This window comes from Nostoc sp. JL34 (genome assembly GCF_017114945.1).
Lineage (GTDB): Bacteria > Cyanobacteriota > Cyanobacteriia > Cyanobacteriales > Nostocaceae > Nostoc.
This window is the reverse complement of the sequence record NZ_JABXKQ010000044.1, coordinates 13,969-40,686: the sequence shown is the minus strand read 5'-3', so window position 1 is coordinate 40,686 and position 26,718 is coordinate 13,969. Positions and strand designations below refer to the sequence as shown.

The following is a 26,718-nucleotide window of genomic DNA, read 5'->3' as shown; positions in this document are numbered from 1 at the left end:
GATGCTGCAATTTACAATTGAAAATTTTCCATTAAAGCAGATACGAATTCAAACCTCAGTTTTAGCTTAGAGAAAAGTTCAGTTAAGCTACCTGTTACTTAGCTAAATTTGTTTGCTAGCCGAAATCAAATGTGAAACATTTTGAGAAGCATATCCTTGAGACAATCCTTTATCTTCCAATAGTGACAAAACTTTTTTCAGTTGATTTTCAAGTTGCTGCTGACTACGAAAGTTAACCAATAGCATTTTTTCAATGGGTTTAACAATCCGCCTCATTTGTTCCTGATTAAGTTCTTCATCTTTTGGGTAGCCTGTAATGAAAGCATGAGTAATAAATAGTTCACAACCATTAATGATACTATTTTGAAAAACTTGGTCAATCTGTGCATAATTTTCTGCGATAAATCTATCATTACTATATTTTAAAATAACTGGTTCTAATATATAGATTACTGAAACTTCTTCTGTATTTTTAGTCATTAAAGAATGCTTTATAATTAAATTATTTCCAGTTTCAAATAACTGCTGATAAGTTAAAAATTGCTTACTATCTTGTACTAATTGATTCCATAAGGCTGTATTGCGTCTGATACCTACCCAATAGATCAGATTTATTTCTGCTTGTGAAAGTCTTTTAAATTGCTGATTTAAAAAACCAGTGGTTAATTCATCAATAACAGTTGTAACTTCACCATTATTTATAAATGGTGATATATCACCATTAAAGACATTATGAATGCTTTGTATAATTCTCTTAAGTATCCACGGATTGTTATAACGTTCACTAAATTTCTCTAGTTCAATATCTGTACCAAATAAACCTTCCGCACTTAAAAATTCTTTTACGTCTTTTTTGATGAGAGGTAACAATTTTTTAGATGAAACAAATTTTCCTTCTAATATTGCAATATTGTCAGGTTTTCTTCTACTAAGTAATAATAAACAGCTTTTGTGGGATTCTTTAGCAACTCTCTCTACTAAGAAATTATATTTTATATAATCTTCGCTATAATTTTCGATAATGTCTTCCCAAGCATCCAGCACTATTAAACATTTTTGATGTTGTAGATACTGCATGAGTTGGTAAATATCACCTTCTTCTTGTTCACCTTTAGATAAAAATTGTACCAGTTTGATCAATATTTTTTGAAATGGTGGCGATGATTCCAGAGAAAGCCAGATTAAACGCTCATATTTGTCAGCAACTCTATCTCCTAAATGGCGAGCTAAGGCACTTTTTCCAATTCCTCCCATCCCGTGAATAAGAATTAACCGACAACCTTTTTGGATAAGCAATTGCTGAAGTTCAGCTAACTCTTGGATACGTCCGTAAAAATTAATAGGAGGAGGTGCTTCGCTCAAATCCCTATTAGTATCTGCTTCATTTTCTGCTACATCTTCCCAGTTCAAGTTCAACACTTGACAAAAAATCTTAAAAGTAGAACCAGTAATACGCTCCTTTGCTTCCCGAAAGCGTTTCAAAGTAGCTTTAGATACAGCACAATGCTCTTCTGAAACATTATCCCAGTTTTTATCTGGTTGTAAAATCTTACTTGCTTCTCTAAGAAATATTTCATTCATATCTGAAGCACTTGCAATCGTCGTTCCGTGTGCCATAATTAACCTCTTCCATGCTTCCTTGACGAGTTTTTTTCCACGTTGAGAGGCTTTGAGAGAAAAGCGTTCAGGCATATATTTCAAGTTTTTGTAAAAATTTACATTGTTACATTGACAGTTTATACGTCTTTTTAGGGATTATTTCTTTCTGGTCTTTCCCAAAGAGTAAAACCATATTCATCTCTATTAGGATCACCTTGATTAAGTTGTACTAAAACGCCGACACCTTTGACTACTTTGCGATCGTGATTTTCATCAAATCTTACCTCTGTAGTAGCGCCTGGAGCAGAAAACTTAGGATCATTTAACTTAGCGTATATATTTTGACGAGTTGGATTACTATTTTCACCCAAAGCTTTCACAAATACCTGCGCTGCGTCATACGAAGTCATTGTTCTCCAACTAACTTTTTTTATTCCCCAAAGATTTATAGTTTGACTCTTGAAATTCTCTTTAACTTTATCTGCATGAGAAAAAACAGCAAGCATTATTTTGCTATTAGATATTTCAGGGCTATTTGATATTTGTCTTTTATATAGAACATCTCCTGTGAGGATTTGAAAATTTCTCTTTGCTCCTAATTGAGCAATATTAAGTATATTTTTTGAGGTTATATAACCAGGAGCTAACATTAAAGCGTTTTCTTCTGCTTCTGCATTTCTCACCGTGCTTATGCAATTGTTTTTATTAAAATTGGATGCTGATAAATCGCAGAGTTGGTAATTAACTTGAGTTGCATATTTATTTATTAATTGATTTTGAAATTCTTCGGTCAGAGATTTGCTATGAGGATCTGTAGATTCGTAAATAATCAGTACTTTCCTCAACTTAAGCTCGTCCCACATATATTCAGCTAAATTTTTAGCTGCAATTGAATCATTGGAAGCTGTGCGGAAAACATAATGATGCAAATCTTGTTGTAAGGTTATAGGAGAAAATTTTCTGATAGCGGTACTTGTGGGTGCAATCAGAACAAGTTGTTGTCCCCCAAAAATTCTTCCTGCTTCCCAAATATATCTGCTTGTATAGCGACCAATAACTCCTAAAATTTGACTATTCTTAAAATAATCAAATTCTTCTGGAATATTATTACTAGAGATATAGTTAGCTATCTTTGTTACGTTATTTATTAGGTTATTATTTTCCTTCACTAGTACTATTTGAAACAATGGTGTATTTGTATTTTGTTCTTTTAAAACTTGGGCTACACCACGTAGTATTTCTAGTGACATATCAACGTCTGACTCACTTGGAATAGCAACTGCAATTGTTGGCAGACTACCATTATGAGCTGATACAGTTTGAGCAACCTTAGAGTTGTATTGGTAAATAAATGTTTCCGGATCAACTATACAACGATTTGGGCTGGGTTCTACTACATTAGGATCTGGATTAGATTTATTTATAGATTGTGTGAAGAAATTATCAGCATTTTTGAAATCCTCTGTTTTACGGGATAAGCTAGCATTTTTAAAAGCATTGATTCCTTCTTGTTTCAAATTGTAAGCTTCTGTGCAAATTGGCTTATTAGAGTTTGCCTTGAGTTGAGTAATAAAAGATTCTTCTCCTCTACTAAAATAGTTAGCAAAAGGTGGTGGTGGCACTGTTTGTCTATAAATAAATATAAAATAGAAAGCAACTGCGATCGCTATTCCTAATAAAAACGAAAAGCCTAAGCTTATTATCAAACGCCAGCGTCTAGGAAGTTGCCTCACCCAATCAAGAAACTTGCTCAACATTCTTGGTTGAGGAGGCGGGTCTGAATCAGGTATTTGAGTAGCAAGCGAATCTGCATCAGGTTCACCAGACAGAATATTAAGAACCTCTTGAGCAGACTGAGGACGATCTATTGATCTGTGTTTGAGCATCATGTCTAAAGCTTTTGCAAAATTCTGATCACTCACTGTGACAATATCTCTCAAAGATGACTCTTCAAGAAGTTGATTAGGATTTTTATTTCCTGTTAGCAAACACAGACAAGTTGTGGCTGTGGCGTATAAATCTGATGCAGGAGATAATTTATGACCACGGAATTGCTCAGGCGGTGCAAAACGCGAATCTAGCACTATAGATGTTGTCTCAACCTCTAATCCTTGCAATATCTGTTTAACTGCACCAAAATCTATTAGATATAGCCTATTATTTGTACTAGAGCGCATGATATTAGCAGGCTTAATATCTCTATGGATATATATAACTCCGTTAGTATCGTCAGGATTATGGATATACTTAAGTATATTCAGAATTTCTTTTAGAATGTTTATAACTTCATGCTCTAAAAATTTTCTCGGCTCTGGACGACTTAATCGATAATTGAGTTCCTTATCTAAATTTTCTCCTTCGATATAATCCTGTACCAAGTAAAAAAAACTCTGCACATGGCCTGTTGTTGCCTCAACATCCTTAGTAAAAAAATCTAAAAGTCTGGGAATTCGTGCATGACAGAGATTTTCCAAAGTGATTGCTTCTTTCCTAAACATTTCTTCTCTCTGTTTGAGGTCTTTTGAAGTTAATATTTGTCCATGATTAGTTATGGGATGCAACTGTTTAATTACACGCTTTTTATATGGGAAGTGCAGATCCTGTGCTTTAAAAGTTCTACCAAATCCGCCGCTTCCTAAAAAACTTAGGGCTACAAAACGCTCCTGCAAAATCAATGGCATATTACAAATACAACAATATATTTCTTGTTTTGCATTGTTTGAATTTAAATATTCGCTTGAAATAGTATTTTCTGGGTTTGGGCAATTTGGACGAGTGCAGTAAACTTCCATTGGTTATAGCATTGATGAGTTTCAATAATTAGTTTATTAAATGCTAGATAACAAATAACAAAAACTTATTTGATTTATAAGAATCGATAGCTTAATATTGCCGACCTCTCTAATGAAGTCGGCAATATTAAATCCAAAAATTACATAGGTGAAAGCTTTGCCGTAGGCTATTACGAATTGGATTAAAGTTACGCTCACCTCTTCAGCAGTATTGCTTACGTAATAATTCTAGTACAGTCATGATTCTTGTAACATCCTGCAATTAATGTTTTTTGTAAAAAATAATAATTTTGCAACCCCGACTTTTTTAATAAAGTCAGGGTTCTGACACAATGTTCTTTATATCTTGAACGTAGTTCTAACTACTCCCACAAAAATGTCCCCATTCTGCTCGTTGTGATTTGGTGCTGTCAGCCAAATTAAACCAGGAGTAATACTGATATTGTCGTTGATTTGATACCGATAAAACCCTTCAATGTGAAATCCCGTATCGGGGTCACGACGAGGTAAGCCTGATAACTCTGCTGAAGAACCAGTCAATTTAGGCTGCATTCCAACGATAATCCCCCCCAAGTTACCCTTTTTGCCCAAATCAGGGAAGGCTAGAGTGACAGCCCAACTCCAGATATCAGCATCACCTTTGACTTCGCCAGTCAACGCTCGTGCATTGGTGTAAGTTAACCATCCACCAAGTTGAAAGCCATTACTAACTTTTACATTCGTTTCAATACCGTAGGAATTAGAAGAAACTTTTCTGCCGCCCAAGCTGGAGGCTAAACTGCCAGTATTATATCCTAAACCATTGTCGTTGTATGCATTGACGTAAGTGAAGGCAATTTTGGTATCTGTGTCTTTTTGATTTGGATAGAATACAATCTGTGCCAATGCACCATATTTACCATTAAACAAGCCGCTACCAGGGTTGTTGGTATTACCTGCTAAATAAAACATCTCTGCTTTTAAATTGCTATTCGGCTTAAAAGTCACACCTACACCCGTATCTCCACCTAAACGAAAAATTGGACTGTATCGACCGAAGCGAGAAATAGTGGCATCTGCATCGCTTTGTAGAGGATTAATCACATCCGCATCATCGAAGTAAGTATTAAAACCTGTACCTAACAGAAAACTTACTTTATCGCCTATGGAAAAACGATATTCCAGCTTACTGAGGAAAACATTATTATTTGTATCACTACCAGATTGGAAGCTTAAACGAGCTTCATTTCCGGGTGCAGTTGGGTTCACCACATTACTCGCCTGAAATCGTATCCGCAGCCGGTCTTTCCCAGTAAAGCTGGTATCAAAGTTGATACGCGCCCGACTAGAAAATGTGAGGTTGCTTTGATCCCCATTTCTACTAGGACTAGCATTTCCAAAAGCATCTGTGGCAGCAAATATCACTTGAGCATTAAGTTTTGTGGTGGTAGAAAACTGTTGTTGCTCTAGTTGTTCGGTATGTGCTTCCAAAACATCAACTCTACCCCGTAAGGTAGCAAATTCTGTTACAAATTCTTCTTGTAGCTTTTGCAAAGTCGCCAAATCTTCTTTGTTAACCATCTGTCTAATATCAGCATCAATTCTTTGGTTAACTTTGTCTAAGCAGACGTTTAATGCGGTAGCGAACTCAAAGCGAGTCATGGCGCGATTCCCTTTAAACTCGCCATCTGGATATCCAGCAATGCAGCTATAACGCTCAACTAAAGACTGCAATGCTTGAAATGCCCAGTCAGTTGGTTGCACATCAGAAAGCTGATTAACTGAAGTGACTTGTGCAGAATTAAGTTGAGCATATTGACTAATTTGCTGAAGAGAATCAGCACTTTTTTCAGTTGTCAAAACTCTTAGTGAATCTTCAGCATGAACCTTGGTAAAGGGAGCTAGCACCAAAATCAAGACAGCAGGAACTAAGCTCAGAGAAGCTCTGAAAAAACTAAGCATATTTTTCTCCTGACAATAATTATTTTTGCGATAACTGAAATTACTATTTTTTGTGATAGGCAATATCCTTAATATTGCAAAAACTTAAATTTATATACTTTTATCTTGAGGCTTTATTCATAAAGTATCAGAAGTTTCATTCATTTTTTAGCTTGAATTTCAACCATATATTCAATTCTTAAGTTCAAAATATTCAACATTTTCAGTTTGTTTGCTCAAGTTTTTAAAGGTTTAATTTATCTCTAAAATTAAGTTAAGCTCACTAAAAGAAATTATTTTTAGTGAACAGATGAGCACTGAAAAAATATCGGAACTCATAAAAATGGCAAATCTTCTAGTTCTCTCAAAAACAGGAATACCTTTGACAAATGTGCAAAAGTCTATCCTGGAGCAAGTTTTGGGAGGGAAGAAGCTTAAAGATATTCAGGTTTCTGGATATACCGACGGTACTGTGCAGCGAGCATCTTGTCCAAAACTTTGGGAGTTATTATCAGACGCTACAGGGCAGAAAGTACGTATTAATACAGTAATTTTAGTTTTAGAAAAATTACTAAAAGATTCTAAGTATAATAAAAGTAATGGTAGCGAAATTGTTATACCAATCGAACTGCCTTTAGTTCCGTCGCCTATTTCCCCCAAACAACTACGTCACAACTTACCTGCTCCTAGTTGCACTGCATTTGTTGGTCGAGAAGAGGAAATTGCAAGGCTTTTAGAGTTACTTTCACCCAGACATTCTGCACATTTGGTTAGCGTCGATGGTATTGGAGGTGTAGGTAAAACAACACTTGTCCTAGAAGCAGCCTATCGCTGTCTGCACGCCAGTTACAAGAATGAAGCTTGTTTGGGTGTGCCTACCTTCGATACTATTATTTTTACCTCAGCCAAACAGTCTTACCTCATGCCCTTTGGTTTATTGCCAAGTTTGGCTCCCAGAAGAACTTTGCACGATATTTTCCGTCAGATTGTGCGGATATTAGATGAATTAGATATTACAGGGGTGAGTTTTGAAGAGCAATTAGATTTAATTAAAGATATCCTCTCCTGTCAGCGCACATTGCTAATTGTCGATAATTTGGAGACTGTGGAAAATCAGCAGGATGTTTTGGCATTTTTGTATGAATTACCACCAACTGTGAAAGCGGTCATTACCACTCGCGAACAAATTTTGTTTGTACCCGTGCGGTTGACATCAATGCCAGAGTCAGACGGTCTTTGTTTAATTAAGCACGAAGCAAAAGAAAAGGGAGTTTCCCTCAGCAATAAAGATAGTCAAACACTTTATAAAGTCACAGGGGGTATTCCAGTAGCCATCAGCTACGCAATTGGTCAGCTAGCTAATGGCTACCCCATGAAGGAAGTATTGGGAGGGGTATCTCAGTCTACGGGAGATGTTGCCCGTTTTTGCTTTGAAACTTCCGTCAAACCACTCACAGGACAATCAGCCCATAAGTTACTTATGGCACTAGCGCTGTTTCCGATGCGAGCTTTGCAGAATGCTCTGGTACAAATTGCAATCCCAGAAGTGAATTTGAATACAACAAATGCAGACTTAGCTCGATTGCGAGGACTTTCCCTGGTCAGACAAGAGAATAATCGCTATAGTATGCTGCCACTAACCCGCGAGTATGCCCTAGCCGAACTAAAGGCTCACCCTGATTTTGAACAGCAAGCAAGGGAGAGATGGATTGCTTGGTACTCAAGCTTTTCCCAAAGGTACGCCGGACAAGATGCTAAAGGGTGGCAAGGACAGTTCGATGGCTTGGACGAGGAGTGGCAAAATTTACAAGCTGTCATTGAGTGGTGCATGGTTGAAAGTCGATACGCCGAGATGTTGAACTTCTGGCAAAATCTTGAGGCGTACACCCATATTATGGGTAGGCGAGAAAGTCGCTTGCGATACTGGGATGATCGCCTTACTTGGACAACATGGCTAATTCAAGCAGCAGAACAACGTGGGGACTGGCCAGTTACAGCAAAAGTTATGGTTGACCGTGCCTGGACTCTTACCTCGATGGGAAAGCAGAAGCAGTTAGAAGAAGCAGACGTACTATTTACTAAAGCTTGGGAACTACGTCACCATCAAAATGCTTCATTTATGTTGTGCTTGGCAAGAAATATAGCAGTTTTATACATTCAACAGCAAAGGTTTGATGAGGCGCAGGCTTGGCTGACACAAGCATTAGAGCTACTAGAACAAACACAACTAGATCAACAGCAGCGATCGCGGCAATTAGTGCAAATTCAATATTATCAAGGTGAAATTTTCTTTAAAAATGGAAAATATGAGCAAGCGCAAATAATTTTTCAAGAAACCCTAAAACTCGCACAAGCAATGGACTGGATACGTGCCATTTTTTGTACTCAAAATTGGCTAGCTGACATTGCCATCAAACAAGAAAGACTGGATGAAGCTGAACGACTTTTAACAGAAGGACTGCGGGTAGCTGAAGCTAACGAAGACAAGAGTCGCATTGGATTTTGTCAACGCTCTTTATGCTCTCTGGCAAAGGCAAAGGGCAATTTATTTGATGCTCATCATTGGGCTAGTAAAGCATTAGAAAATTTTGAGAAACTGGGGATGCTACTGGAAGCTGAGGAAACCCAAAATTTGCTGCAAATGCTAGATAAAGAAATGTCAGATACCCCACTTCTCTAATAAGTCGGGTATCTGATTATTCAGAATTATTTTAAACACAGCTAAATTATGTAAAACTCAAAAGAATTTCACAACAAGCGGCTGCGGAGCTACCCATAGTACCATGCCCAAAATTTAGCTCGAAGAGTTCCTGGGTTTGAGCAAAAGCTAATTGCCATTCTAAACGTTCAGCTTCTCCTCTAACTCCAAATTCTGGAAAATGTTTCAGAACAACAGTAAAGAGGTTTTGGCAGTCTTTTTCAAACTGATGAATATTAGCTTTATGTGCGTGTAAAACTGCATCAATTTCTTGATTAGGAACCATTCTGGCGTATGGGTATTTTTGGATTAAAAATAAGAACAAACCATACTGTCTAATTGCAAATAAGGCTTGGATTACACTCAAATTTTGACCTTGTTTAGATTTTACAAGGCTCAAAAATATTGCTTGCCATTCAATATTTTTGAGTTTTTCAAAGAAGCTTTGCTCTACAATATCTTCCCAAGAGATTATGGGTAATATCTGAATCATATTCAAATTAAAACTCCTGATATTTAATAAACCTATTTTCTAAGGATGATTCAAACTAATGATTGCCATTAGGTTGTGTAATGTTCAAGACAATTTCATTTATTACTAAGCTAATTACAAGATTGGTAGTTCTAATAACCTTGCCATAAAGCACTGGGCATAACTTGATCTCCTTATTTGTGTTAAATTGATATTTTTCTGTTGAGCTACTATTAAAGATTTACCATTAAAGCGAATATGAGTTCAAACCTCAGTTTTGGCTCAGATAAAAGTTCAGCTAAGCTACCGCCTTCCAGTAATGTCTGATACCTGAATTGCAGAGTTCTCAGTTACAGCAAAGAAAAATACATTGCAACTAGATTATTTCAATCAGTGTGTGAATTAAAATCTACTTTAAATAAACTCTTAAATGATAGAGAGCTTATTATTAAGTAGGGAAGAAAGATAAAAATAAGGAAAATGCTGTTTGTGCAAATTAAAAGCGCAGCAGTTTAGCAATCCGATTTGATTTTTGAAAAATTCTGTACACTTTCAGATCGACTTTATCCAAAATTAAGAACTTACTTCTTTTTATACGGCAAAGACCTAGCTTTTTAGCAAAACTTTTCCTATGTGACCGATTCTCGGTGAAATCAAAAAAGTAAAACGACAATCCCATAAAGGTTTCAGCGTTAGCGCAGACGCTTTTTAGTAGCTTGCCGCAGGCATCGCATTCAGAGAAAATGCATAAAATCGAGGCAAGAGGCAATTAATCTTTCTCTCTTGCCTGCCTCCACGAGTAAGTTCAAATATCAAATAAGAGTCCTATATCGACTATTTATTTTACAAGCATTTAGCAAGATGCTTGATTTATGTCAAACTTTAGTATTGAGTAATACTTTCATCAAAGCCGATGATGGGATTTGAACCCACGGCCTGCTGATTACGAATCAGCTGCTCTACCACTGAGCCACATCGGCGTACACAATCTAGAAGTATAACATGATTTAATTATGGTAGATCAAAATCCCAAAAATCGCCTTAACCCTGAACAATATGCCAGCCTCAAAGCAGAAATAGCCGCTCCTTATCGCGGCTTACGACAATTTATCTACATCGCTTTCGGTGCTTCTGGCTCACTCGGTGCATTCGTCTTTTTCTTCCAAGTACTTGCCGGACGCGATATTGAGAGTGCTTTGCCTAGTTTGGCTCTCCAAGTAGGAATCGTTGCCCTAATGATCTTCCTTTGGCGCTGGGAACAGCGTCGGCAACGACGCCCCCAGTCGGGTAAAAATCCTAATTTCTGAAGACAGAAATTTTACCTGTTAAATTTTTTGCTGCTTTCCTTTTATATATCTTTAATATTATTCAAATTTATTAATGCTTTTATGAAGATTAAAATTCTAATAGAGAAAAAATAAAAAAATTATTAGGAAATACCAAAAAGGAAAAATTTCTGAGAAACTAGAAATCGTTGAAACGGGGTCAGCTAATATAAAGACCCTGACCATAAAACCAATCACATTCAAATGGGATCAGATAAATTTTAAGACCCCAAACTTTATGTTTAAAAAACCTTAAAATTAATAAAATTCCCATTAATTGGAAGCGCCAGACTAACAAATTATTAGTCTGGCGCTTCCAATTTGCTAACTAGGCATTTACTGAACTGTTACCAAATAGGATGAAGGAATTGGTTGAGCACGTCCAGCATTAACGAGTGCCTGGTAAACAAAGGCAGCAACTTCGGCTCTAGTCGCCTGACGATTAGGATTGAGTTGCTTCGCTGTGGGATAATTGATCACTAGTTGCCGTGCAGTTGCCGCAGCTACAGGAGCGATCGCATAATTAGGAATCTGGGCAGCATCGGTGTAAAAGGAAAGGACATTCTGATTATTCGCAGTTAAGCCCAAACCATTAGCCAAAGCTACTAACGCCTGCACTCTGGGAATTTGCTGCTGTGGTTTAAAAGTGCCATCGGGATAACCAGAAACAAATTGACTCTGGTAAGCAGATTGAATTGCCGCGTAAGCCCAGAAATTGCTTGCTACATCCTTAAACTGAATGCCTGCACGTTTAACTGGTGGTGTTAGGGCTTTAGTGACAATAGTGGCAAATTGAGCGCGGGTTACAGGTTCATTGGGTTTAAAGCTGCCATCAGGAAAGCCAGCAATAATATTTTGGGAGGCTAAGGCTTCGATGTAGACTTTTGCCCAGTAATTTGCTGGTACATCTTTAAAGGCAACAGGCCCTCCAGGCGGTACATCAACACTTGCGGCAACAAAATCTACTGAGCCAAAAATCTTTTTCTGATCGATATCGTTGCCAACAGCGACAATTTTACTAGTTTTAGTGGCATTGTTCACGTCATAACGAGTGTTATTGCGGATAAGATTGCCACCAGGATTTTCATTGGTGCCAAGGTCGGGTGCAGCGTTGACAGTCGCTACTACTCCATCCCGCTTATTGTTCTGAATGACATTCTTACGCAATACAGGCTTCGCTGACTCTGAGATAAAAAGACCGTCTTGGTTTTCGATAATTTGGTTTTCTACAACTAGCGGTGTGGAAGTCCCACCGATCGCAAGACCAAAACCAGTATCCTGAAATAAGTTACTCCGAATTTCTCCTTGAGCAGTCTTAGCAATTGAAATCCCATTGCCTTTGTTTTGCACAAAGAGGTTACTTTCAATTTTGGGATTGCCTGTACCCGTGACAAAAACCCCCTCTCTGACACTGTTAGTAAAAGTACTGTTTTTGATAATCGGATTAGTTGACTCCACCCATACACCCGTACCCCGGCTATTTGGGTTGGTGACGGTAACACCTGCGATCGTGCTATCTTGTTCGGCAAGGATGGTAATATCTTGTCTGGCAAAGGTGCGACTAGTGTAGAAACCTCCACCTGTAATCAATATCGCCTGACCTTTAGTAGCTTCATCACCCCGTAGTGTAACTCCTGGTTTAAGCAAAAGTGGGAAGGTTTCGCCACTTTCTTGGTTATAGTTCCCAGGTGCTAATTGAATAACTGCACCTGCTTGGGCTTGACTGAGAGCAAAACTTATGCTTTTGTAGGGTGCAGTTGAGGTTGTACCACCGCCAGCCCTATCTGCACCAGTTGCTGGATTAACGTAAATCGCTGCGGCTGTTGCGGGGACTTGCGCTGTGCGAGTTGGGGCAATACTTTCTGGGTGAGTCGCACCAGCATTAACCTCACCTGGTAATAGTATTGACCCACTAGAAATAACAAGCATTGCCGTTAGTCCGGCTCCTACGCGCAAAGTATATCTGAGATGACTGCTAGAAAGAAGGCGAAAATTTTTCGCTAGAGAAATGTGAAAACCCCGATATTTCATTTTTTCCGTCTGTGATGTGCTGAATTACGGTATGTCGAACAAGGTTAAAGGTAGCAGCTTTGTAGCTGCTGTAAAACCCATGCAAAACTATACTGGATGATTAGCACTGATTCAGCTAAATTCCCTAGATAGATCACAGAACTTATACATTAGTTATATTGTGTTATTCAGAAAATTTTCTTAGAGGCACTATGAGGATGAGGCAATTTTTAGTATTCCCTAAAGCTAGATGCTGCAACTAATTCTGCTGGAATATGATCGCAGGAAAAGCAAACCTATTGGAAATCGGGAGAAATGCGTTTTAATTTTTTGCGGCTGCGTCGCGTCTTAGTTTTAGTGGGCAGTACCTGTCTTCTCTTTTTGTCTACTCCTGCCTTTGCTGCGGAACAAGTAGTGCTGAAGTATGGCATCTTCCGTGAATCACTTTCTGTAGAGGAACTATCCACTTTTGCCCAAACAGGTGAACTCTCACGTTCACTACGAGTTAATTTAGCTTTGGCGCGACAAGACCCCAAAGCCATTCGTCAGTATTTAACGGAGCCGGTGAAGGTAAACCCTGTATTTTTAGATAAAGTGCTAAATAGCCATATTGGTAATATTATTTTGGATCAAATTAGTCAAGTTATTTCTACACCGTCTCGGAGAGCAGATCGGCAGGCTTTACGAGCCGCTTTGGTACTTTCTGCGAGTCAAGATGGGCAAGTGTCGTTAATTGAAATTATTAAAAATTATCCCACAAATGAAGTGGAAGTTGATGGCGTAGTTTACCGCCCTAGGCATCGCTTGGAGAGTGCGTACCGTCAACTCCGCCGCTTACAAACAAGCTTACAAGATTTATTTGGTATTTAGTAAGCTAAAGTTTCTAAAGTTTCCCTTAAATAGCGTTGTACTTGCTGTTCCAGGCGAATCCCCTGTAATTGAGCATCGCGTTCTAGTTGCCAGCGCTGAAAACCGGAACTAGTGGAGATTGCACATTTGAGGCTATACCAAATTTCAGTATCAGCAGAAAATTGGCGATCGCTAGAAGCTGGAATTTGAGCCATAGTTCTTTATTCCTTTATTTTAAACTTCAATGCTAACTGGGCATTGGGCATTGGTTATCTATTCTCCTCTGCCCCCTGCCTCCCCTGTTCTTCTCTCTAGTCCTTTAAAGTGAAATACAGCAGAATTCAGAATTCAGAATTCAGGAGTAAAACACGCTTTATACCTGGGTAACAGATTTAGGTCGTGTACGTTACCAACTTGAAATCCGCTGTAATATACTTTAGGGGATACTACGAATCTGTATTTATCCTAAACAAGGATTGCAATAATCGGGGCACGATTTGATTAACCCGCACTCCTAAAATGGTGAAATCTTGCTTAATCTTTTCTAAAGATAATGGCTCGATGCCAGCGAATTCTGTCTCATTAATCACCAAAACTCGCATTACACTCACAGGTATTTGTAAAAATAGATTGCTGCCCAAAAAGGCTAATCCCGCAAGCACTAGTGCAAGGCTGCGCCATTGTGGAAGAAATTTAGCTGAATTGGCTACTAATGGGGCAATTTGGTAAAGATTCCACAGTATCCAAACCGATAATACTGCTGCCACTAATGCCAGGATACGATTTAATTTTGTATTAATTAAACAGAGAATTTTCCGCTGCCGTTCAGTCAGATTTTCTGGCTTTAGGGCTATTCCTAAAAGAGCAAATATATAAAAAGGGCGACGCAACTGCATCCATAGCAGGGGAAGAACACCAATGCCGGCAACTAAGCATAGCTCCATCCAGACCGGCAAAAATGGCTCGCCTACAGACAAAAACAATAAGCAGAGGACTAAAAAAACAGGCAAAGTCGCCAATCCAGCGACGTGAATCCACAAAATAGGTTCAGAGCGAAATGAATGCATATTATAAAAAGTTGTGAGTTAAGAGTTAGGAGTTAAGAATTAGCAGCCTTTAACTCCTAACTCCTAATTTATTACTCCTAACTTCTAACCATTTTACCCTCAACACTATCTCGTTAAGGTGAGAGTGCGGCGTTTTGTAACCATCTGATAGGATTCGATGATGTCACCTTCAACCCAATCATTGAATTTATCCATGCCGACACCGCATTCATAACCGGCGTTGACCTCACGAGCATCTTCTTTCATCCGTTTTAAGGAGTCAAGGACGCCTTCAAAGATCACCTTACCGCCGCGTCGCACCCTGACTTTACAGTTGCGAACTAGTTTGCCAGATTGAACGTAGCAACCCGCAACCGCACCACGACCGACTGGGAAGACGGCCCGGACTTCGGTTTGACCCAAGGGTTCTTCCACCAACTCTGGTTCCAAAAGACCTTCCAAGGCATCTTGGATATCTTCTAGGAGTTTGTAGATGACGTTATATTCCCGGACATCGACACCTGCTTCATCGGCGGCTTGTCTAGCGCCACTGGCAAAGGTGGTGTTAAAGCCGATAATTACAGCATTACTGGCAGCGGCTAAATCGATATCTGTCTCAGTGATTTCCCCAGCCGTAGCCAACAGCATCCGAATTTGGACTTCGTTTTGCGGGATTTGCTTGAGCGCTCCCACAATGGCTTCCACCGAACCTTGTACGTCTCCTTTCAAGATCAAGTTGAGTTCTTTCAACTCGCCTTCTTGTGCTTGAGCCGACAGGGTTGTGAGGGTAACACGTCCTTGTAACAGGCGGGAGAGGCGTTGTCTGTCCGCGCGATCGCTAGCGAGTGCTCTGGCTTCTTTTTCGTTCTGGAAGACCTCGAACTCGTCGCCTGCTGCTGGCACATCACTTAAACCTAGTACCTCGACAGCAAAGGAAGGAGAAGCAATGTCTACTCTCTTGCTTCTGTCATCCACCATCGCCCGGACTTTACCGAAAGCCGAACCAGCTACTAAGATATCTCCCACATGCAGAGTGCCATTCTGAATTAGCAGGGTAGCAACTGCTCCCTTGGCTTTATCCAGATGTGCTTCAATTACAGTTCCTTTGGCAGCACGATCTGGGTTAGCAGATAGTTCTCCAACCTCTGCTACTAAGAGAATCATCTCTAAGAGCGTATCCAGATTTTCACCTCTAATGGCGCTCACAGGAACCATGATTGTCTCACCGCCCCAGTCTTCTGCTGTTAGCCCATACTGGGTCAGTTCTTGTTTAACCCGTTCTGGCTGTGCCCCTTCTTTGTCAATTTTGTTGATGGCAACAACAATTGGCACTCCCGCAGCTTGGGCGTGACTAATGGCTTCAATGGTTTGGGGACGGACGCCATCATCAGCAGCCACTACCAACACGGCAATGTCTGTTACCCGCGCTCCTCGGGCCCGCATAGCTGTAAAGGCTTCGTGACCAGGAGTATCCAGGAAGACTATCTGCTGTGGTTTGCCCTCATGTTCCACATCCACATGGTATGCACCGATGTGTTGAGTGATACCGCCAGCTTCGCCAGCAGCCACTTTGGTTTTGCGGATTGAGTCGAGCAGGGTTGTTTTACCGTGGTCTACGTGACCCATAATTGTCACGACTGGCGGACGGCGGTGGAGATATTCTAGGTCTTCTGCACCAACCATTTCCGTAATTTTCCGAGCTTCTGCTTCTCGCTCGGCGGTTTCGACTTCTATTTCTAGTTCTTTTCCTACCAGGGTAATTGTGGGAATATCTAGATTTTGAGTGATACTCACCGCCATACCTTTCAGGAACAGGATTTTGACAATCTCTGTATCGGGAACGGCTAAAACGTCAGACAGTTCTTGCACAGTCAACGGCCCTGTGATCGTCACTTTTTCGGGGCGATCGCGCTTTGTCTCGGCTTCTTGGCGACGGTTTTGGTGATGATCGCGCCCAGAACCAGATTTGGAACCAGACCTGGAACCAGACTTTCTGGCTCTTGCAGTTGGGGCGCTAGCAAGGGTTGCACCTGGCATCTGTACAGGTCGAGTCGCTTTCGGTTTGGGAGGACGAGCGATAGAAAGGCTGACTTGGACTGTGGCTGGTGAGTCGATATCGTCATCATCGAGCAAATCTTCTTCAAACTCATCATCAAGGATGGGCTTGATCCGTTTGCCTTTGACGCCAGCTTTTGCCTTCTCTTTAACTTCGTCAATTATTTCCTCTTCTACCCACTTTTTGCCGCCTTTGGTTGGGCGAGGGGGACTTGGGCGTTTCAAGTCGAGGAGATCAGGTGTGACTGGTTCATCACCCAATCCTTGAGATTTGCCCGCTATTCCTGACATCTGTCTGGGTGGAGTAGCGATCGGCATTGCGGCTGCTACAGATTCACCTGGGCGTGCTGGTCTGGGTCGTTGCCCCTCTCCCAGTTGTGATGGTGCAGATGGTCTATTGCCCCTCGGCTCTGGTCTACTGGGTGCAGGGGTGGGACGACTTGTCCTTTGTGGCGCACCGACTGGGGACTGGTCTGTTGGCAGTTTAGCGACTCTTGGCTTAATTTGCTCGCGATCGCCTTCAACGGGTCGTAGTCGTTGGTCGCGTTTGAGGATCGGTTTATCTGCCTGAGATACCGGCTCATCTACAACCTCGGCTTCTTCCGCCGCCGGTCTGGCTGGAGGAGCAACTAGTTGTGGTTTGATCGGTTTTTCCGATTTCGGTCTGGGTGGAACTATTTTTTCCGGTTTTTGGGATGCTATTTTTTCCGGTGCCTGATTTGGATTAGGCGTTTGTTCCAAGTCTGTGATTGGAGGTTGCTCTTGAGTCTCAGATTGAGTCCGGGGTACAGGTCGAGTTGGTACCGTCGGCTTCATGGGTGAGACTGGTGTAGCGAAAGGCCGTGGAGGAGAGGGAGGATTAGCTTCAGACAAGGCAGCTTGGGTATTGTTAGCAAGTGACGCCTCTGGGGCGTTGGAGGTAGTATTTCTCAATATTTTGGGTTTGCGTATTTCCAAAATTTGCTGTTTGTGGGGTGCAGCAGGTCGCGCAGGTCTGCCGTTGGGTGGTGAATTTGGCTTATGGCTGGTTGTACCTAGTTCCTTTTTGGCTGACACATTCGTAGTTGCTAGCTTTTCTGCTGCCGCCCGGATGTTTTCTGCCTCGGATTCTGAAATCGTGCTGCTATGGCTTTTGACCGAGATGCTGAGCTGCTCGCAAATTGCTAATAGCTCTTTGTTATCCAAATTCAATTCCTTTGATAATTCATAGATTCTAACTTTGCCGTTGTTCATCCACTCTTCCCCTTTAATTTACAGTTTTAGCGGATGGTTGCCTGGTTTGCGACATCTCCATCCTTGGATTACTGTTTTTAGGTTGCCGTTCAGTTTTTGCCGGTGCCTCCAATCAGGAAAGAGAGATGTTTCGGTTTAATAATGGCATCCCCACCAGGAATGATGGTTGAAGGATACCCATAAAAATTTCTTAAATAAAAGATTTTTATAGGAACCCTTGACGCCGAACTGCGCCTGAGCGCTACCAGGTTGCCATTTTGTAGTTTCTTGTTTTGTTGATTCTGAGTCTTCCACAACACAATAGATTACATCTTGTTCTGGGAATGTTGCCTCGCCCCTCGTTATTGGAGAGCCGAATGCCTTTTACACCCATTTACTATTTTGGCACTAACCTTAACGATCAACAGAGGCTGTGATGAAAGCGCGACTTCGGCTTTCAACACAATTCCTCTGGTGATTACGTCACAAAGTAGTTCCAACTAAATTTGGTTTTGGGTATTACTGGGGGTTAGACGTTGCGACAAGCTTTGGTACAGTGTTTCTGGCACTGATGCATGTAGCGATCGCCCTAGTCGATTTTTTTTTTGAGCTGCTTGTAGGCAACTCGTTTGTGGACAAATATAGGCAGAACGCCCCATGCCCTGATCTAATTGTACCTTTCCCGATGGAAAGACGCGGACAATCCGCCAAAACTCATCTTTTGAGCCTACTTTACGGCAACTAATACAGCGCCGATAATTTGGTTTCATCGGTTTTCTGCGATCTCAGTCCAGGATAATGGAAGTAAAAAGAAGTTTATTATTACTATTTTTTACTTATACCAAGTAGCTTTTGAGAAAATAATCCTTGAGACTAAGACTAAAATCAACAGTATCAAAACTTTACAAAATTAATCAATTATTCGTCATCGTTATTGTCAAAATTATCCTCCTCTTCTAATTCGTCCTGATTTTCATCCTCGAATTCTTCCTCATATTCAAGATCGTCTTCCTCTGATTCCTCTGATTGATATTTTGTTCTAACGGCTGCAAATTTGGCATCTTCTCCTGCATAGTCATACTTAGCTTTGTCTTTGATGTCTATTTTCCAACCAGTCAGGCGGGCTGCTAAACGGACGTTTTGTCCTTCTTTGCCTATGGCCAAACTCAATTGATCTTCAGCCACGAGTACGTGAGTTTGCCGCGATTCTGGGTCCATTAGGCGGACTTCATCTACCCGTGCTGGACTTAAGGCATTAGCAATGTATGTTGCTGGGTCTGGCGACCAGCGAATTACATCTATTTTTTCACCGCGTAATTCATTGACTACCACTTGAATTCGCGATCCCCTGGCTCCAATACAAGCGCCTACTGGGTCTACATCGCGATCGAGAGTATCTACAGCTATTTTAGTCCGGGGGCCGACATAACGGGAGGGGGGGTTTGCCTCCCTAGCCACGGCAACAATCCGTACCACTTCATCTTCGATTTCTGGGACTTCGTTGGCGAAAAGATAAACGACCAAACCAGCATCAGCCCGAGATACAAGCAATTGTGGCCCTCGTTGTTGACCTTGGGAGACTTTTTTCAGATATACCTTGAAGGTAGCATTTGCCCGATAATTATCATTGGGTAGCTGTTCCCGCTTCGGTAATTCGGCTTCTACTTCTGGCTGACCAAAATTACTGGTGACTGCCAAAACTACTGATTGCCGTTCAAACCGTAGGACTCTTGCTTGGAGAACAGTTCCTTCTAAATCTTGGAACTCTTCTTGCACCATCTGGCGCTGTTGATCGCGTAATTTTTGCGCCAATACCTGCTTAGTTTGCATCGCCGCCATCCGACCAAATTCTCCTTGGTCGGGGGTAACATCCAGTACCACTGAGTCGCCTAACTGTGCTTCAGGAGCTACTTGTTGAACTTCTTCTAGGGAAATTTGGTGATCTGTGTTATTGACTTCTTCGACAATGGTCTTGGTGGAAAGAACGCGAAATCCTTCTCCTTCAATATCGAGTTCTACTTCAAAATTCTCAAAATAATCTTCGTCAAACTGTTTACGCTCTAGATTTTGGGCGCGACGATAACGTTCGTAGCCTTTGAGTAGAGCTTCTCTAATAGCTGATTGAACTGCAAGTCTGGGTAAATTGCGATCGCGACTTATACTTTCAATTAATTCTTTTAATCCAGGTAAAGTAACCATTGACATAAGCAATCTCCTTTAAAAATTAGGGACTGGGGACTGGGGACTGGGGACTCAAAACTACGCATTAGAGCCAGGGATTAGAGAATAAGTTTTACACTAATCTCTAACCTCTAGCCCCTAGCCTCTAACCTTTAGCCCTTAGTTCCTAATCTCTAGCCTTGAGCTAAGGTGCTCTAGTCTCTAAGTCCTAAGCCCTAGCCCTTTGTTTATCGGCGCTCGTCTAGCTGCACCTTAGTAATTAGGGAGCGGGGAATTTCGACTACACGACCTTTTTGGTTTAAGTAAAGTGCTGTCTCATCCCGGCGAATCAACTGGCCATTCCACTCTTGTTGTCCGTCGTAGGGGGGCGTTGTGGAGATCATGACAGGAAATCCTTTAAAGGAAATAAACTCCCTGTCTGTTACCAGTTGCCGCGAAATACCAGGACTAGACACTTCCAAGACATAGGCATCTGGAACGATTTCCGCAGCATCTAAGGAGGCTTCTAAAGCACGGCTCATCCTCTCACAATCGTTCAACCCGGTGTCTTGTTGAGGATTGCGAATGTCTACCCGCAACACTGGTGGACTTTGGTTAGTATGAAAAACCACGCCAACCACTTCTAATCCCAGTTCTTCTGCCACTGGTGTCGCCAAATCAATAATTTGTGGAACTAAAGGATGAGCCATGAGAGAATTCAATAAAAAAAGTGGGCTTCGACCCACTTCCTGCGATAGGTATATCTTCCAAGAAGTCTTGTGACGAACCAATAATGATTCGCCTAATTCGAGTTTAGCGCATTTATTGGATAGTCGGGTAGAGGGATTGGGGGTTGGGGATTGGGGACTGGGGATAATTGAGTTCCTACTCCTTAGTAGAGTTTTGCGTAAAATCATAGGAATTGAGGGTTAAAATTTAAACGCATAGGCGCTTCGCCTTCTCACAAGGTAGGAGCGCAGAGGTACACAGAAAATTAGCTACGAATTAATTGTACTTAGTTCCCCAATCCTCAATCTCTCTACCCTTCCCGTATTTTTGGCAGAGTAGTGCCTTTATCAACTACTGCTGGAACTGATATTTGTGTGCGTAGCTGCCTGGTTTGCTCGATAATTTGGTCTATGTCTTCTTGGGACAAACGCTGGACGTAGTTGAGTTTGATTTCCTCCAAGAAGTCAAAAAGTAAACTCTGAATTTCTGAAAGTACGTGTTTTTCCTTGATTTCAGATCCCAAGGCTTCGCTGAAGCTTTCTAATAGTTGACTGGTGAGTTTTGCGCCAACAGGATCTTCAACAGCACTAACTAAAGTTTTGTAAAGATTAGTTGTGATTTGGGTCGCTAGTTGTTCGCTTAACTGGGTTTGAGCTTGTCCTACGCCAGGGAGGTTCTGGAGGCTGCGGTAGACGGGGACTTGATGCAGGACGGTTTCGATGTTGTGGCGCAGAATGGCAACGATCGCAGGTTGGATATCGGGTAGCACTCGGTAGACAATCGTTTTTACCAAAAGACCTGCGATCGCTTCCACTTCATTCACATTATTAATATCTATGTAGGGACGTAAATTTTCCTTTTGCGAAAGCCAGCTCGTTAACTCACCCCGCTGAATTGAACCCTGAACCTGATTAATCACCCTCACCACTACAATTTCTGTCAGTTCTTCGGCAAAATTGGCGACAATCCCTTGATTAATTTGCTTTCGCACTGGATTCAAATTCAATAACCGCGCTTGATCGAGGCGAATTAATACAGGTATGATTCGCAACCCCCGCCAAAATGGCAGTAGTAAAAATAAATCGTACCAACGCCACAAGAGTGCTTCCAACCAGCTAAAACCAGGATGTTGGCGTCTGAGAAAGAAGGTGCGCCCCAGCAATTCTACGCCAAATAAAATCATAAAGGGTAAGTCAATAATCCAGAAATTATCAACAAATTCGCCATTTTCACCGATTTGGCGGTAGTAGTTAGAGGCAATCAAAGGGCGAATGTTCTGGTTAAAAAAATTAATTTCTTTAACCCAGCCATTTTGTGATAGGTATGGCTGACTCCAAAAAGTGGCAAAGGACTGTTTTGCAGATTCGTTACCGAGGTGATCGCGCATCCGCTTTTTGATTTTTTCCAGAGTCCCACTCTTGTTCACTCCTGCAAACGGGTTGCTGTCAATCATGTCGCTGCTAAGACGACTTATTTGTATTAGCCTGCTCTTTACCTGAGGCGACTCTAAACCTGTTTGGCTGACTTGTTCTTCTAATGCGTCTACTGTTTCTAGATAACTTTTTGTGTCTCTATGAGGTTCAATACCTTTTATTGGGTCATAAATCTCAATAATTTGGGGAAGTTTTCGCAAGTAAAAATCTCGCCAAGGTACGTAACTCAAATCAAACACAACTAAACCTAAATTTACGGTAGCAGCAATTGCCATAAATCTTTCAAACCAAACATTCCCCTGCTTAGAAGATTTTATATTTTTCATTTTTTGTTATGTATTATACATATTTTGGATATTTTAAACATAAGCTCTTTCATTTATTAATTTTCGGCTATTTCCAAGCAATTGCAGTTGACTAGATCCCAGTAGGGGCGCACATATGTGCGCCCCTACTGGGATCTACTCTTCTAAGGGTGTATTCAATTCAAATGATAACCGCTGTATCTCTGCTAAAACAAGATACTTCTTTTGGTGGATGACACAAATTAGTTTTTGTAGACATGGCTAAATTTGACAAAAATAAATCAAAAATTATTCAAAAATCGCGAAAAAAGTTATTAAACAAACTTAAAATGCAGCTGTTAATGTTTATAATCCTGCTGATTTAATCCAAAGGAGTTTTAAGTATGTGGTGTGGGTTTGGAAAATCAAGCGCAACCTTTGCTGTTACTTGCCTAGTAACTGCTAGTTTGGTAATTGCAGACACTGGTTTCGCAGCTCGTCAACGTAGCTATACGCCCGAGCAATTCCGTGCTGTGTTGCACGGGTTAGGCTATAACGTCAAGGTAACAAATGGTGCTTTGACGGATGAGGAAACTAAAAAGGCAATTCGTGAATTTCAGACAGGTTATAAGCTAAAACCAGTTGATGGGATAGCAGGGCCAAAAACCCAAGATTTTGCTGCTAATATCGTTCAAATTCTGCAAAAAAATTTGAATGCAGTGGTGAAGCCAAATCCTCCTCTCCCGCGCGATCATTTTTATGGTTCCCGCACGGAAGCAGTAGTGAAGGAGTATCAGAAGAAATATCAGTTGCAAGAAACTGGAATTGCTAATTTAGCACTCCGCCAAAAGCTGAATGAAGAAGCAAAGACACTCTTCAGTCAGCCAACGGCTAAACCAACAGCGACACCAACGGCGACACCAACCGCTAAACCGACGGCTAAACCGACGGCTAAACCGACGGCTAAACCGACGGCAACACCAACAGCTACACCAACGGCAACACCAACAGCTACACCAACGGCAACACCAACAGCTACACCAACAGCTACACCAACGGCAACACCAACAGCTACACCAACGGCTACACCCTAGTCGCCACAAAAAGCTCCTATCCCAAAGCCCCTCAAGTCATCTGATTTGGTTCTTCTAAGGGTCTGCCTTTGGGTGTAGGTAGAATTGGACGGCGGTCATTGTAAGGCATAGGAATGTACTGCACGCTGGGTCGTCCTCCTTGTGGCTGTGGGTACAGATCCATGAGATCATAAATAGAATGGGGCAGTCCGACAGTTACGGGCAGCCCCATTTCTGTTGCTTCTTCAATAGTGATGGGATAGTCGTGGGTGACGCGCCCAGTTGTCAAGGCTTCAATAATCGATTCAATATTTTCTGGCAGAACTTTTTGTTTAGGTATACTGTCTTTAAGCAGAGTTCGTACAAACCGCTGTACCTGCTGAATTGCTTTGCGTGAAAGATCAGCCATAATTAGAGTTTGGTCATCAATCTCACTGATGGGTTTATCTTCAACTACTTTCAGGATGCTAGCTGCGGGGTAATTACCCAGTTGGGGATCAACTGGCCCTAAGACAGCGTTAGCATCCATAATAATTTCATCAGAGGCGAGGGCAAGCATAGTACCGCCACTCATGGCGTAGTGAGGTACAAAGACTGTGACTTTTGCTTGGTGGCGAATTAATGCTCTGGCGATTTGTTCTGTAGCCAAAACCAAACCACCAGGAGTGTGCAAAATTAAGTCAATGGGCACATCTGGGGGTGTGAGGCGAATTGCTCGCAATATTTGTTCTGAGTCTTCGATAGTAATGTAGCGAGATATGGGAATTCCCAGGAAGCTAAGGGACTCTTGGCGGTGAATTAGCAAAATCACCCGACTTTTGCGTTCCTTCTGGAATTCTTCTAAAGTACGCAAGCGCCGATATTCTATTTGACGTTTTTGCCAAAGGGGTTGCAAAGAAGTCAAAAGCAGGAAAATCCAGAATAAATCACCAACACCAAAGCTCATAATAATAATTTACTGTTCAAAAATTACGGTTGCCGTCATTATTGTCACAAATTTGGGGCGATCGCAGTTTTATCTGTAGGTTTAAAAGTCACTAACCACACTCAGCACAGAGAGATGTCAATTCAAAATTACGAATTACGTTAGCGGTAGCGAGGACTCGAGCATCCGCAGGAGCGTCATTACGAATTATTTACCACCTCGTCGCCAAATCTTGATCGTGTCGTCATCACCACCGCTAACTAGGGTTTGGCCATCGGGACTGAAAGCGACGCATCTAACATAGCTAGAATGCCCTGTCAGTATGCTAATTTCTCTGCCACTGTGTACGTGCCACAATTTGATAGTGTTGTCCCAACTGCCACTAGCGAGAAATTGCCCATCTTGGCTAAAGGCGACTGACCAAACTGAATCAGAATGACCAATGAGAGTACGAATTTCTCTGCCTGTATTTACATGCCACAGTTTAATCGTATTGTCACCACTGCCACTGGCAATAATTTCCCCATCCTTACTGAAGGCGATACAGTTGACGAAGAAGGAATGGCCTAATAATGTGCAAACGTTTCTACCTGTGTATACTTGCCACAGTTTGATAGTGTAATCATTACTGCCACTAGCCACCAGTTGTCTATCCTGACTAGTGGTTGCAGGCGTTCTCGGAGAGTAGGCGACTGACGAAACTGAGTCGGAATGACCAGTGAGAGTTTGGATTTCAATGCCAGTGTGTACCTGCCACAGTTTGATTGTGCAGTCAGCACTGCCACTAGCTAGAAACTTGCCATCTGGACTAAAGGCAACGGAATTCACCCAATTGGCATGACCCGTAAGAGTACGAATTTCTTTGCCTGTGTTGACATCCCACAATTTGATTGTGTTATCCCAACTACCGCTAGCTAAGATTCCCCGATTCAGGTCTGCAACTCCCGCAGATTTACCGGAATCCCCTTGAGAAGAAAGGTTTGAAGAGATTGGGCTAAAGGCGACAGAATCAATCATACTGGAATGACTAGAAGACCAACGACCTAGTTGACGTACTAGCTTGCCAGTACCCACTTGCCAAAGTTTGATAGTCTTGTCATTACTGCCACTAGCAATAAATTGCCCGTCTGGGCTAATAGCGATCGCATGAACCATACTAGAATGACCTTTGAGGGTCTGTACGCATTGCCAGTTCTGCTGATCTAATACAACAAGTGGAGCTAGTTTCAGTTTAGGCATTACCACTAATGTAGATGATGTTTTTACTACATTTTCTCCAGTATCAGTCCCCAATAAATCCAACCACTCCTGCACAGACTGAGGACGATAGGTTGACTCCAAATCCATACCGCACATAATAGCCTGATTTACTCTGTTGCTGATGTTGGGATTAAAATATTGTGGTGGTTCTAAATTAATATTGTGACGTCTATCATCTGCACTTGTTGGGACAACTGCGGTAAGCAAATTATACAAAGTAGCGGCTAAGGCATAGATGTCAATGTATTCTCCTCGTGGCGCTTCTGATTCATACTGCTCAGGTGGGGCAAAACCAGGAGTGCGATACACAGTATGCCTTTGAATCATATTAGGAATAAATTCTCTAGCGATGCCAAAGTCTATCAGCACTGCTTCTGATTTATCAATGCGGATCATGATGTTGCGTGGCTTGAGATCCCGATGCAGCAATCCTTTAGAATGGATTACGGTCAAAGCGTCGCCAATTTGCCTGATGTACAGCAGCGCTTCTGGTTCTGACAGCACTCCTATGCGCCTCAAGCGCTGTCCTAAGTCTTCACCTTCGATGTACTCCATTACCATGCAGGGAAAATTTCCCTCATCAAAGATGGTTTCTATCTGTACTATATGAGGATGGTGACACACAGCCAGCCGAACGGCTTCATCACGGAAGTCTTGCCGTAACTTGTTTCGGTGGAGTATCCAGGCGGGGTGATTCAGGATTTCTTCTTTGAGGGTTTTAATCACTCGCTGTTGATTTCGTTGATTTCTGGCAAGATAAGTAATGCCAATTCCACCTTCACCTAGTTGGCTTTCGATAATGTAGCGTCCCCCGAATAAAGACTTTCCTGCATTCCACACCATTAGTAATATTTGACAATTGCTGGTATTGATTTT

18 protein-coding genes and 1 tRNA gene are annotated in these 26,718 nt (G+C 41.5%); 4 read left to right on the top strand and 15 right to left on the bottom strand.

Annotated elements, in window-relative coordinates; all coding sequences use genetic code 11:
- Positions 1-102: 102 nt before the first annotated feature.
- The 3 genes from HWQ44_RS08360 to HWQ44_RS08350 form a co-directional block, all read right to left on the bottom strand.
- A complete protein-coding gene (locus HWQ44_RS08360) occupies positions 103-1,692 on the bottom strand; it encodes an NB-ARC domain-containing protein (protein ID WP_292717421.1) in 1,590 nt (529 codons plus the stop codon).
- 56 nt (positions 1,693-1,748) lie between these two features.
- Positions 1,749-4,391, bottom strand: a complete 2,643-nt coding sequence (locus HWQ44_RS08355) for a bifunctional serine/threonine-protein kinase/ABC transporter substrate-binding protein (protein WP_292717418.1) — start codon at positions 4,389-4,391, stop codon at positions 1,749-1,751.
- Positions 4,392-4,730: 339 nt separating this feature from the next.
- Complete coding sequence (locus HWQ44_RS08350) at positions 4,731-6,332, bottom strand: iron uptake porin (RefSeq protein ID WP_292717415.1); 1,602 nt, start codon at positions 6,330-6,332, stop codon at positions 4,731-4,733.
- Positions 6,333-6,654: 322 nt separating this feature from the next.
- Here HWQ44_RS08350 and HWQ44_RS08345 point away from each other — a divergent pair, with 322 nt between their 5' ends.
- Positions 6,655-8,991, top strand: a complete 2,337-nt coding sequence (locus HWQ44_RS08345; protein WP_292717412.1) for a tetratricopeptide repeat protein — start codon at positions 6,655-6,657, stop codon at positions 8,989-8,991.
- A 46-nt stretch (positions 8,992-9,037) separates the two neighbouring features.
- On the opposite strand, the gene HWQ44_RS08340 is transcribed toward HWQ44_RS08345, so the two are convergent.
- A complete protein-coding gene (locus HWQ44_RS08340; RefSeq protein WP_292717410.1) occupies positions 9,038-9,502 on the bottom strand; it encodes a hypothetical protein in 465 nt (154 codons plus the stop codon).
- Positions 9,503-10,389: 887 nt separating this feature from the next.
- Positions 10,390-10,461, bottom strand: a tRNA-Thr gene (locus HWQ44_RS08335).
- A 33-nt stretch (positions 10,462-10,494) separates the two neighbouring features.
- Between HWQ44_RS08335 and HWQ44_RS08330 the strand changes: the two genes are divergently transcribed.
- Positions 10,495-10,788, top strand: a complete 294-nt coding sequence (locus tag HWQ44_RS08330; protein ID WP_292717408.1) for a DUF3493 domain-containing protein — start codon at positions 10,495-10,497, stop codon at positions 10,786-10,788.
- 354 nt (positions 10,789-11,142) lie between these two features.
- Here HWQ44_RS08330 and HWQ44_RS08325 read toward each other — a convergent pair whose 3' ends face one another.
- Entirely contained in the window at positions 11,143-12,837 is a 1,695-nt protein-coding gene (locus HWQ44_RS08325) for a DUF1565 domain-containing protein (RefSeq protein WP_292717405.1), read from the bottom strand.
- Positions 12,838-13,131: 294 nt separating this feature from the next.
- Between HWQ44_RS08325 and HWQ44_RS08320 the strand changes: the two genes are divergently transcribed.
- Positions 13,132-13,686: an alpha/beta hydrolase gene (locus HWQ44_RS08320; RefSeq protein WP_292717402.1), complete on the top strand. Its 555-nt coding sequence runs from the start codon at positions 13,132-13,134 to the stop codon at positions 13,684-13,686.
- Here HWQ44_RS08320 and HWQ44_RS08315 read toward each other — a convergent pair.
- From HWQ44_RS08315 to HWQ44_RS08285, 7 genes are all read right to left on the bottom strand, one after another.
- The gene (locus HWQ44_RS08315; protein WP_069073454.1) at positions 13,683-13,880 is read right to left on the bottom strand and encodes a hypothetical protein; all 198 of its coding nucleotides are present in this window, start codon (positions 13,878-13,880) and stop codon (positions 13,683-13,685) included. The genes HWQ44_RS08320 and HWQ44_RS08315 overlap by 4 nt on opposite strands.
- A 231-nt stretch (positions 13,881-14,111) precedes the next feature.
- Complete coding sequence (locus tag HWQ44_RS08310) at positions 14,112-14,732, bottom strand: low-complexity tail membrane protein (RefSeq protein ID WP_292717397.1); 621 nt, start codon at positions 14,730-14,732, stop codon at positions 14,112-14,114.
- Positions 14,733-14,837: 105 nt separating this feature from the next.
- Positions 14,838-17,999: a translation initiation factor IF-2 gene (gene infB, locus HWQ44_RS08305; protein WP_292717394.1), complete on the bottom strand. Its 3,162-nt coding sequence runs from the start codon at positions 17,997-17,999 to the stop codon at positions 14,838-14,840.
- Positions 18,000-18,478: 479 nt separating this feature from the next.
- A complete protein-coding gene (locus tag HWQ44_RS08300) occupies positions 18,479-18,748 on the bottom strand; it encodes a YlxR family protein (RefSeq protein WP_292717392.1) in 270 nt (89 codons plus the stop codon).
- A gap of 148 nt (positions 18,749-18,896) precedes the next feature.
- Positions 18,897-20,183 (bottom strand): transcription termination factor NusA, encoded by a 1,287-nt coding sequence (nusA, locus tag HWQ44_RS08295; RefSeq protein WP_292717389.1) that lies wholly within the window; start codon positions 20,181-20,183, stop codon positions 18,897-18,899.
- Positions 20,184-20,386: 203 nt separating this feature from the next.
- Positions 20,387-20,848: a ribosome maturation factor RimP gene (rimP, locus tag HWQ44_RS08290; RefSeq protein WP_292717386.1), complete on the bottom strand. Its 462-nt coding sequence runs from the start codon at positions 20,846-20,848 to the stop codon at positions 20,387-20,389.
- 329 nt (positions 20,849-21,177) lie between these two features.
- Positions 21,178-22,626 (bottom strand): hypothetical protein, encoded by a 1,449-nt coding sequence (locus HWQ44_RS08285; protein ID WP_292717383.1) that lies wholly within the window; start codon positions 22,624-22,626, stop codon positions 21,178-21,180.
- 362 nt (positions 22,627-22,988) lie between these two features.
- On the opposite strand from HWQ44_RS08285, the gene HWQ44_RS08280 reads away from it, so the two are divergent.
- Positions 22,989-23,678: a peptidoglycan-binding protein gene (locus tag HWQ44_RS08280; RefSeq protein ID WP_292717381.1), complete on the top strand. Its 690-nt coding sequence runs from the start codon at positions 22,989-22,991 to the stop codon at positions 23,676-23,678.
- A 31-nt stretch (positions 23,679-23,709) separates the two neighbouring features.
- Here HWQ44_RS08280 and HWQ44_RS08275 read toward each other — a convergent pair whose 3' ends face one another.
- Both HWQ44_RS08275 and HWQ44_RS08270 read right to left on the bottom strand, forming a co-directional pair.
- On the bottom strand, positions 23,710-24,603 hold the full coding sequence (locus HWQ44_RS08275; RefSeq protein WP_292717378.1) for a hypothetical protein: 894 nt from the start codon (positions 24,601-24,603) through the stop codon (positions 23,710-23,712).
- Between the two features lie 186 nt (positions 24,604-24,789).
- Positions 24,790-26,685: a serine/threonine-protein kinase gene (locus HWQ44_RS08270; protein ID WP_292717375.1), complete on the bottom strand. Its 1,896-nt coding sequence runs from the start codon at positions 26,683-26,685 to the stop codon at positions 24,790-24,792.
- Between the last annotated feature and the right edge of the window lie 33 nt (positions 26,686-26,718).

Bases quoted from the DNA above. Each gene is read 5' to 3' on its own strand.
- HWQ44_RS08360 (WP_292717421.1), bottom strand. From the start codon at position 1,692: ATGCCTGAACGCTTTTCTCTCAAAGCCTCTCAACGTGGAAAAAAACTC.
- HWQ44_RS08355 (WP_292717418.1), bottom strand. From the start codon at position 4,391: ATGGAAGTTTACTGCACTCGTCCAAATTGCCCAAACCCAGAAAATACT.
- HWQ44_RS08350 (WP_292717415.1), bottom strand. From the start codon at position 6,332: ATGCTTAGTTTTTTCAGAGCTTCTCTGAGCTTAGTTCCTGCTGTCTTG.
- HWQ44_RS08345 (WP_292717412.1), top strand. From the start codon at position 6,655: ATGGCAAATCTTCTAGTTCTCTCAAAAACAGGAATACCTTTGACAAAT.
- HWQ44_RS08340 (WP_292717410.1), bottom strand. From the start codon at position 9,502: ATGATTCAGATATTACCCATAATCTCTTGGGAAGATATTGTAGAGCAA.
- HWQ44_RS08330 (WP_292717408.1), top strand. From the start codon at position 10,495: ATGGTAGATCAAAATCCCAAAAATCGCCTTAACCCTGAACAATATGCC.
- HWQ44_RS08325 (WP_292717405.1), bottom strand. From the start codon at position 12,837: ATGAAATATCGGGGTTTTCACATTTCTCTAGCGAAAAATTTTCGCCTT.
- HWQ44_RS08320 (WP_292717402.1), top strand. From the start codon at position 13,132: ATGCGTTTTAATTTTTTGCGGCTGCGTCGCGTCTTAGTTTTAGTGGGC.
- HWQ44_RS08315 (WP_069073454.1), bottom strand. From the start codon at position 13,880: ATGGCTCAAATTCCAGCTTCTAGCGATCGCCAATTTTCTGCTGATACT.
- HWQ44_RS08310 (WP_292717397.1), bottom strand. From the start codon at position 14,732: ATGCATTCATTTCGCTCTGAACCTATTTTGTGGATTCACGTCGCTGGA.
- infB (WP_292717394.1), bottom strand. From the start codon at position 17,999: ATGAACAACGGCAAAGTTAGAATCTATGAATTATCAAAGGAATTGAAT.
- HWQ44_RS08300 (WP_292717392.1), bottom strand. From the start codon at position 18,748: ATGAAACCAAATTATCGGCGCTGTATTAGTTGCCGTAAAGTAGGCTCA.
- nusA (WP_292717389.1), bottom strand. From the start codon at position 20,183: ATGTCAATGGTTACTTTACCTGGATTAAAAGAATTAATTGAAAGTATA.
- rimP (WP_292717386.1), bottom strand. From the start codon at position 20,848: ATGGCTCATCCTTTAGTTCCACAAATTATTGATTTGGCGACACCAGTG.
- HWQ44_RS08285 (WP_292717383.1), bottom strand. From the start codon at position 22,626: ATGAAAAATATAAAATCTTCTAAGCAGGGGAATGTTTGGTTTGAAAGA.
- HWQ44_RS08280 (WP_292717381.1), top strand. From the start codon at position 22,989: ATGTGGTGTGGGTTTGGAAAATCAAGCGCAACCTTTGCTGTTACTTGC.
- HWQ44_RS08275 (WP_292717378.1), bottom strand. From the start codon at position 24,603: ATGAGCTTTGGTGTTGGTGATTTATTCTGGATTTTCCTGCTTTTGACT.
- HWQ44_RS08270 (WP_292717375.1), bottom strand. From the start codon at position 26,685: ATGGTGTGGAATGCAGGAAAGTCTTTATTCGGGGGACGCTACATTATC.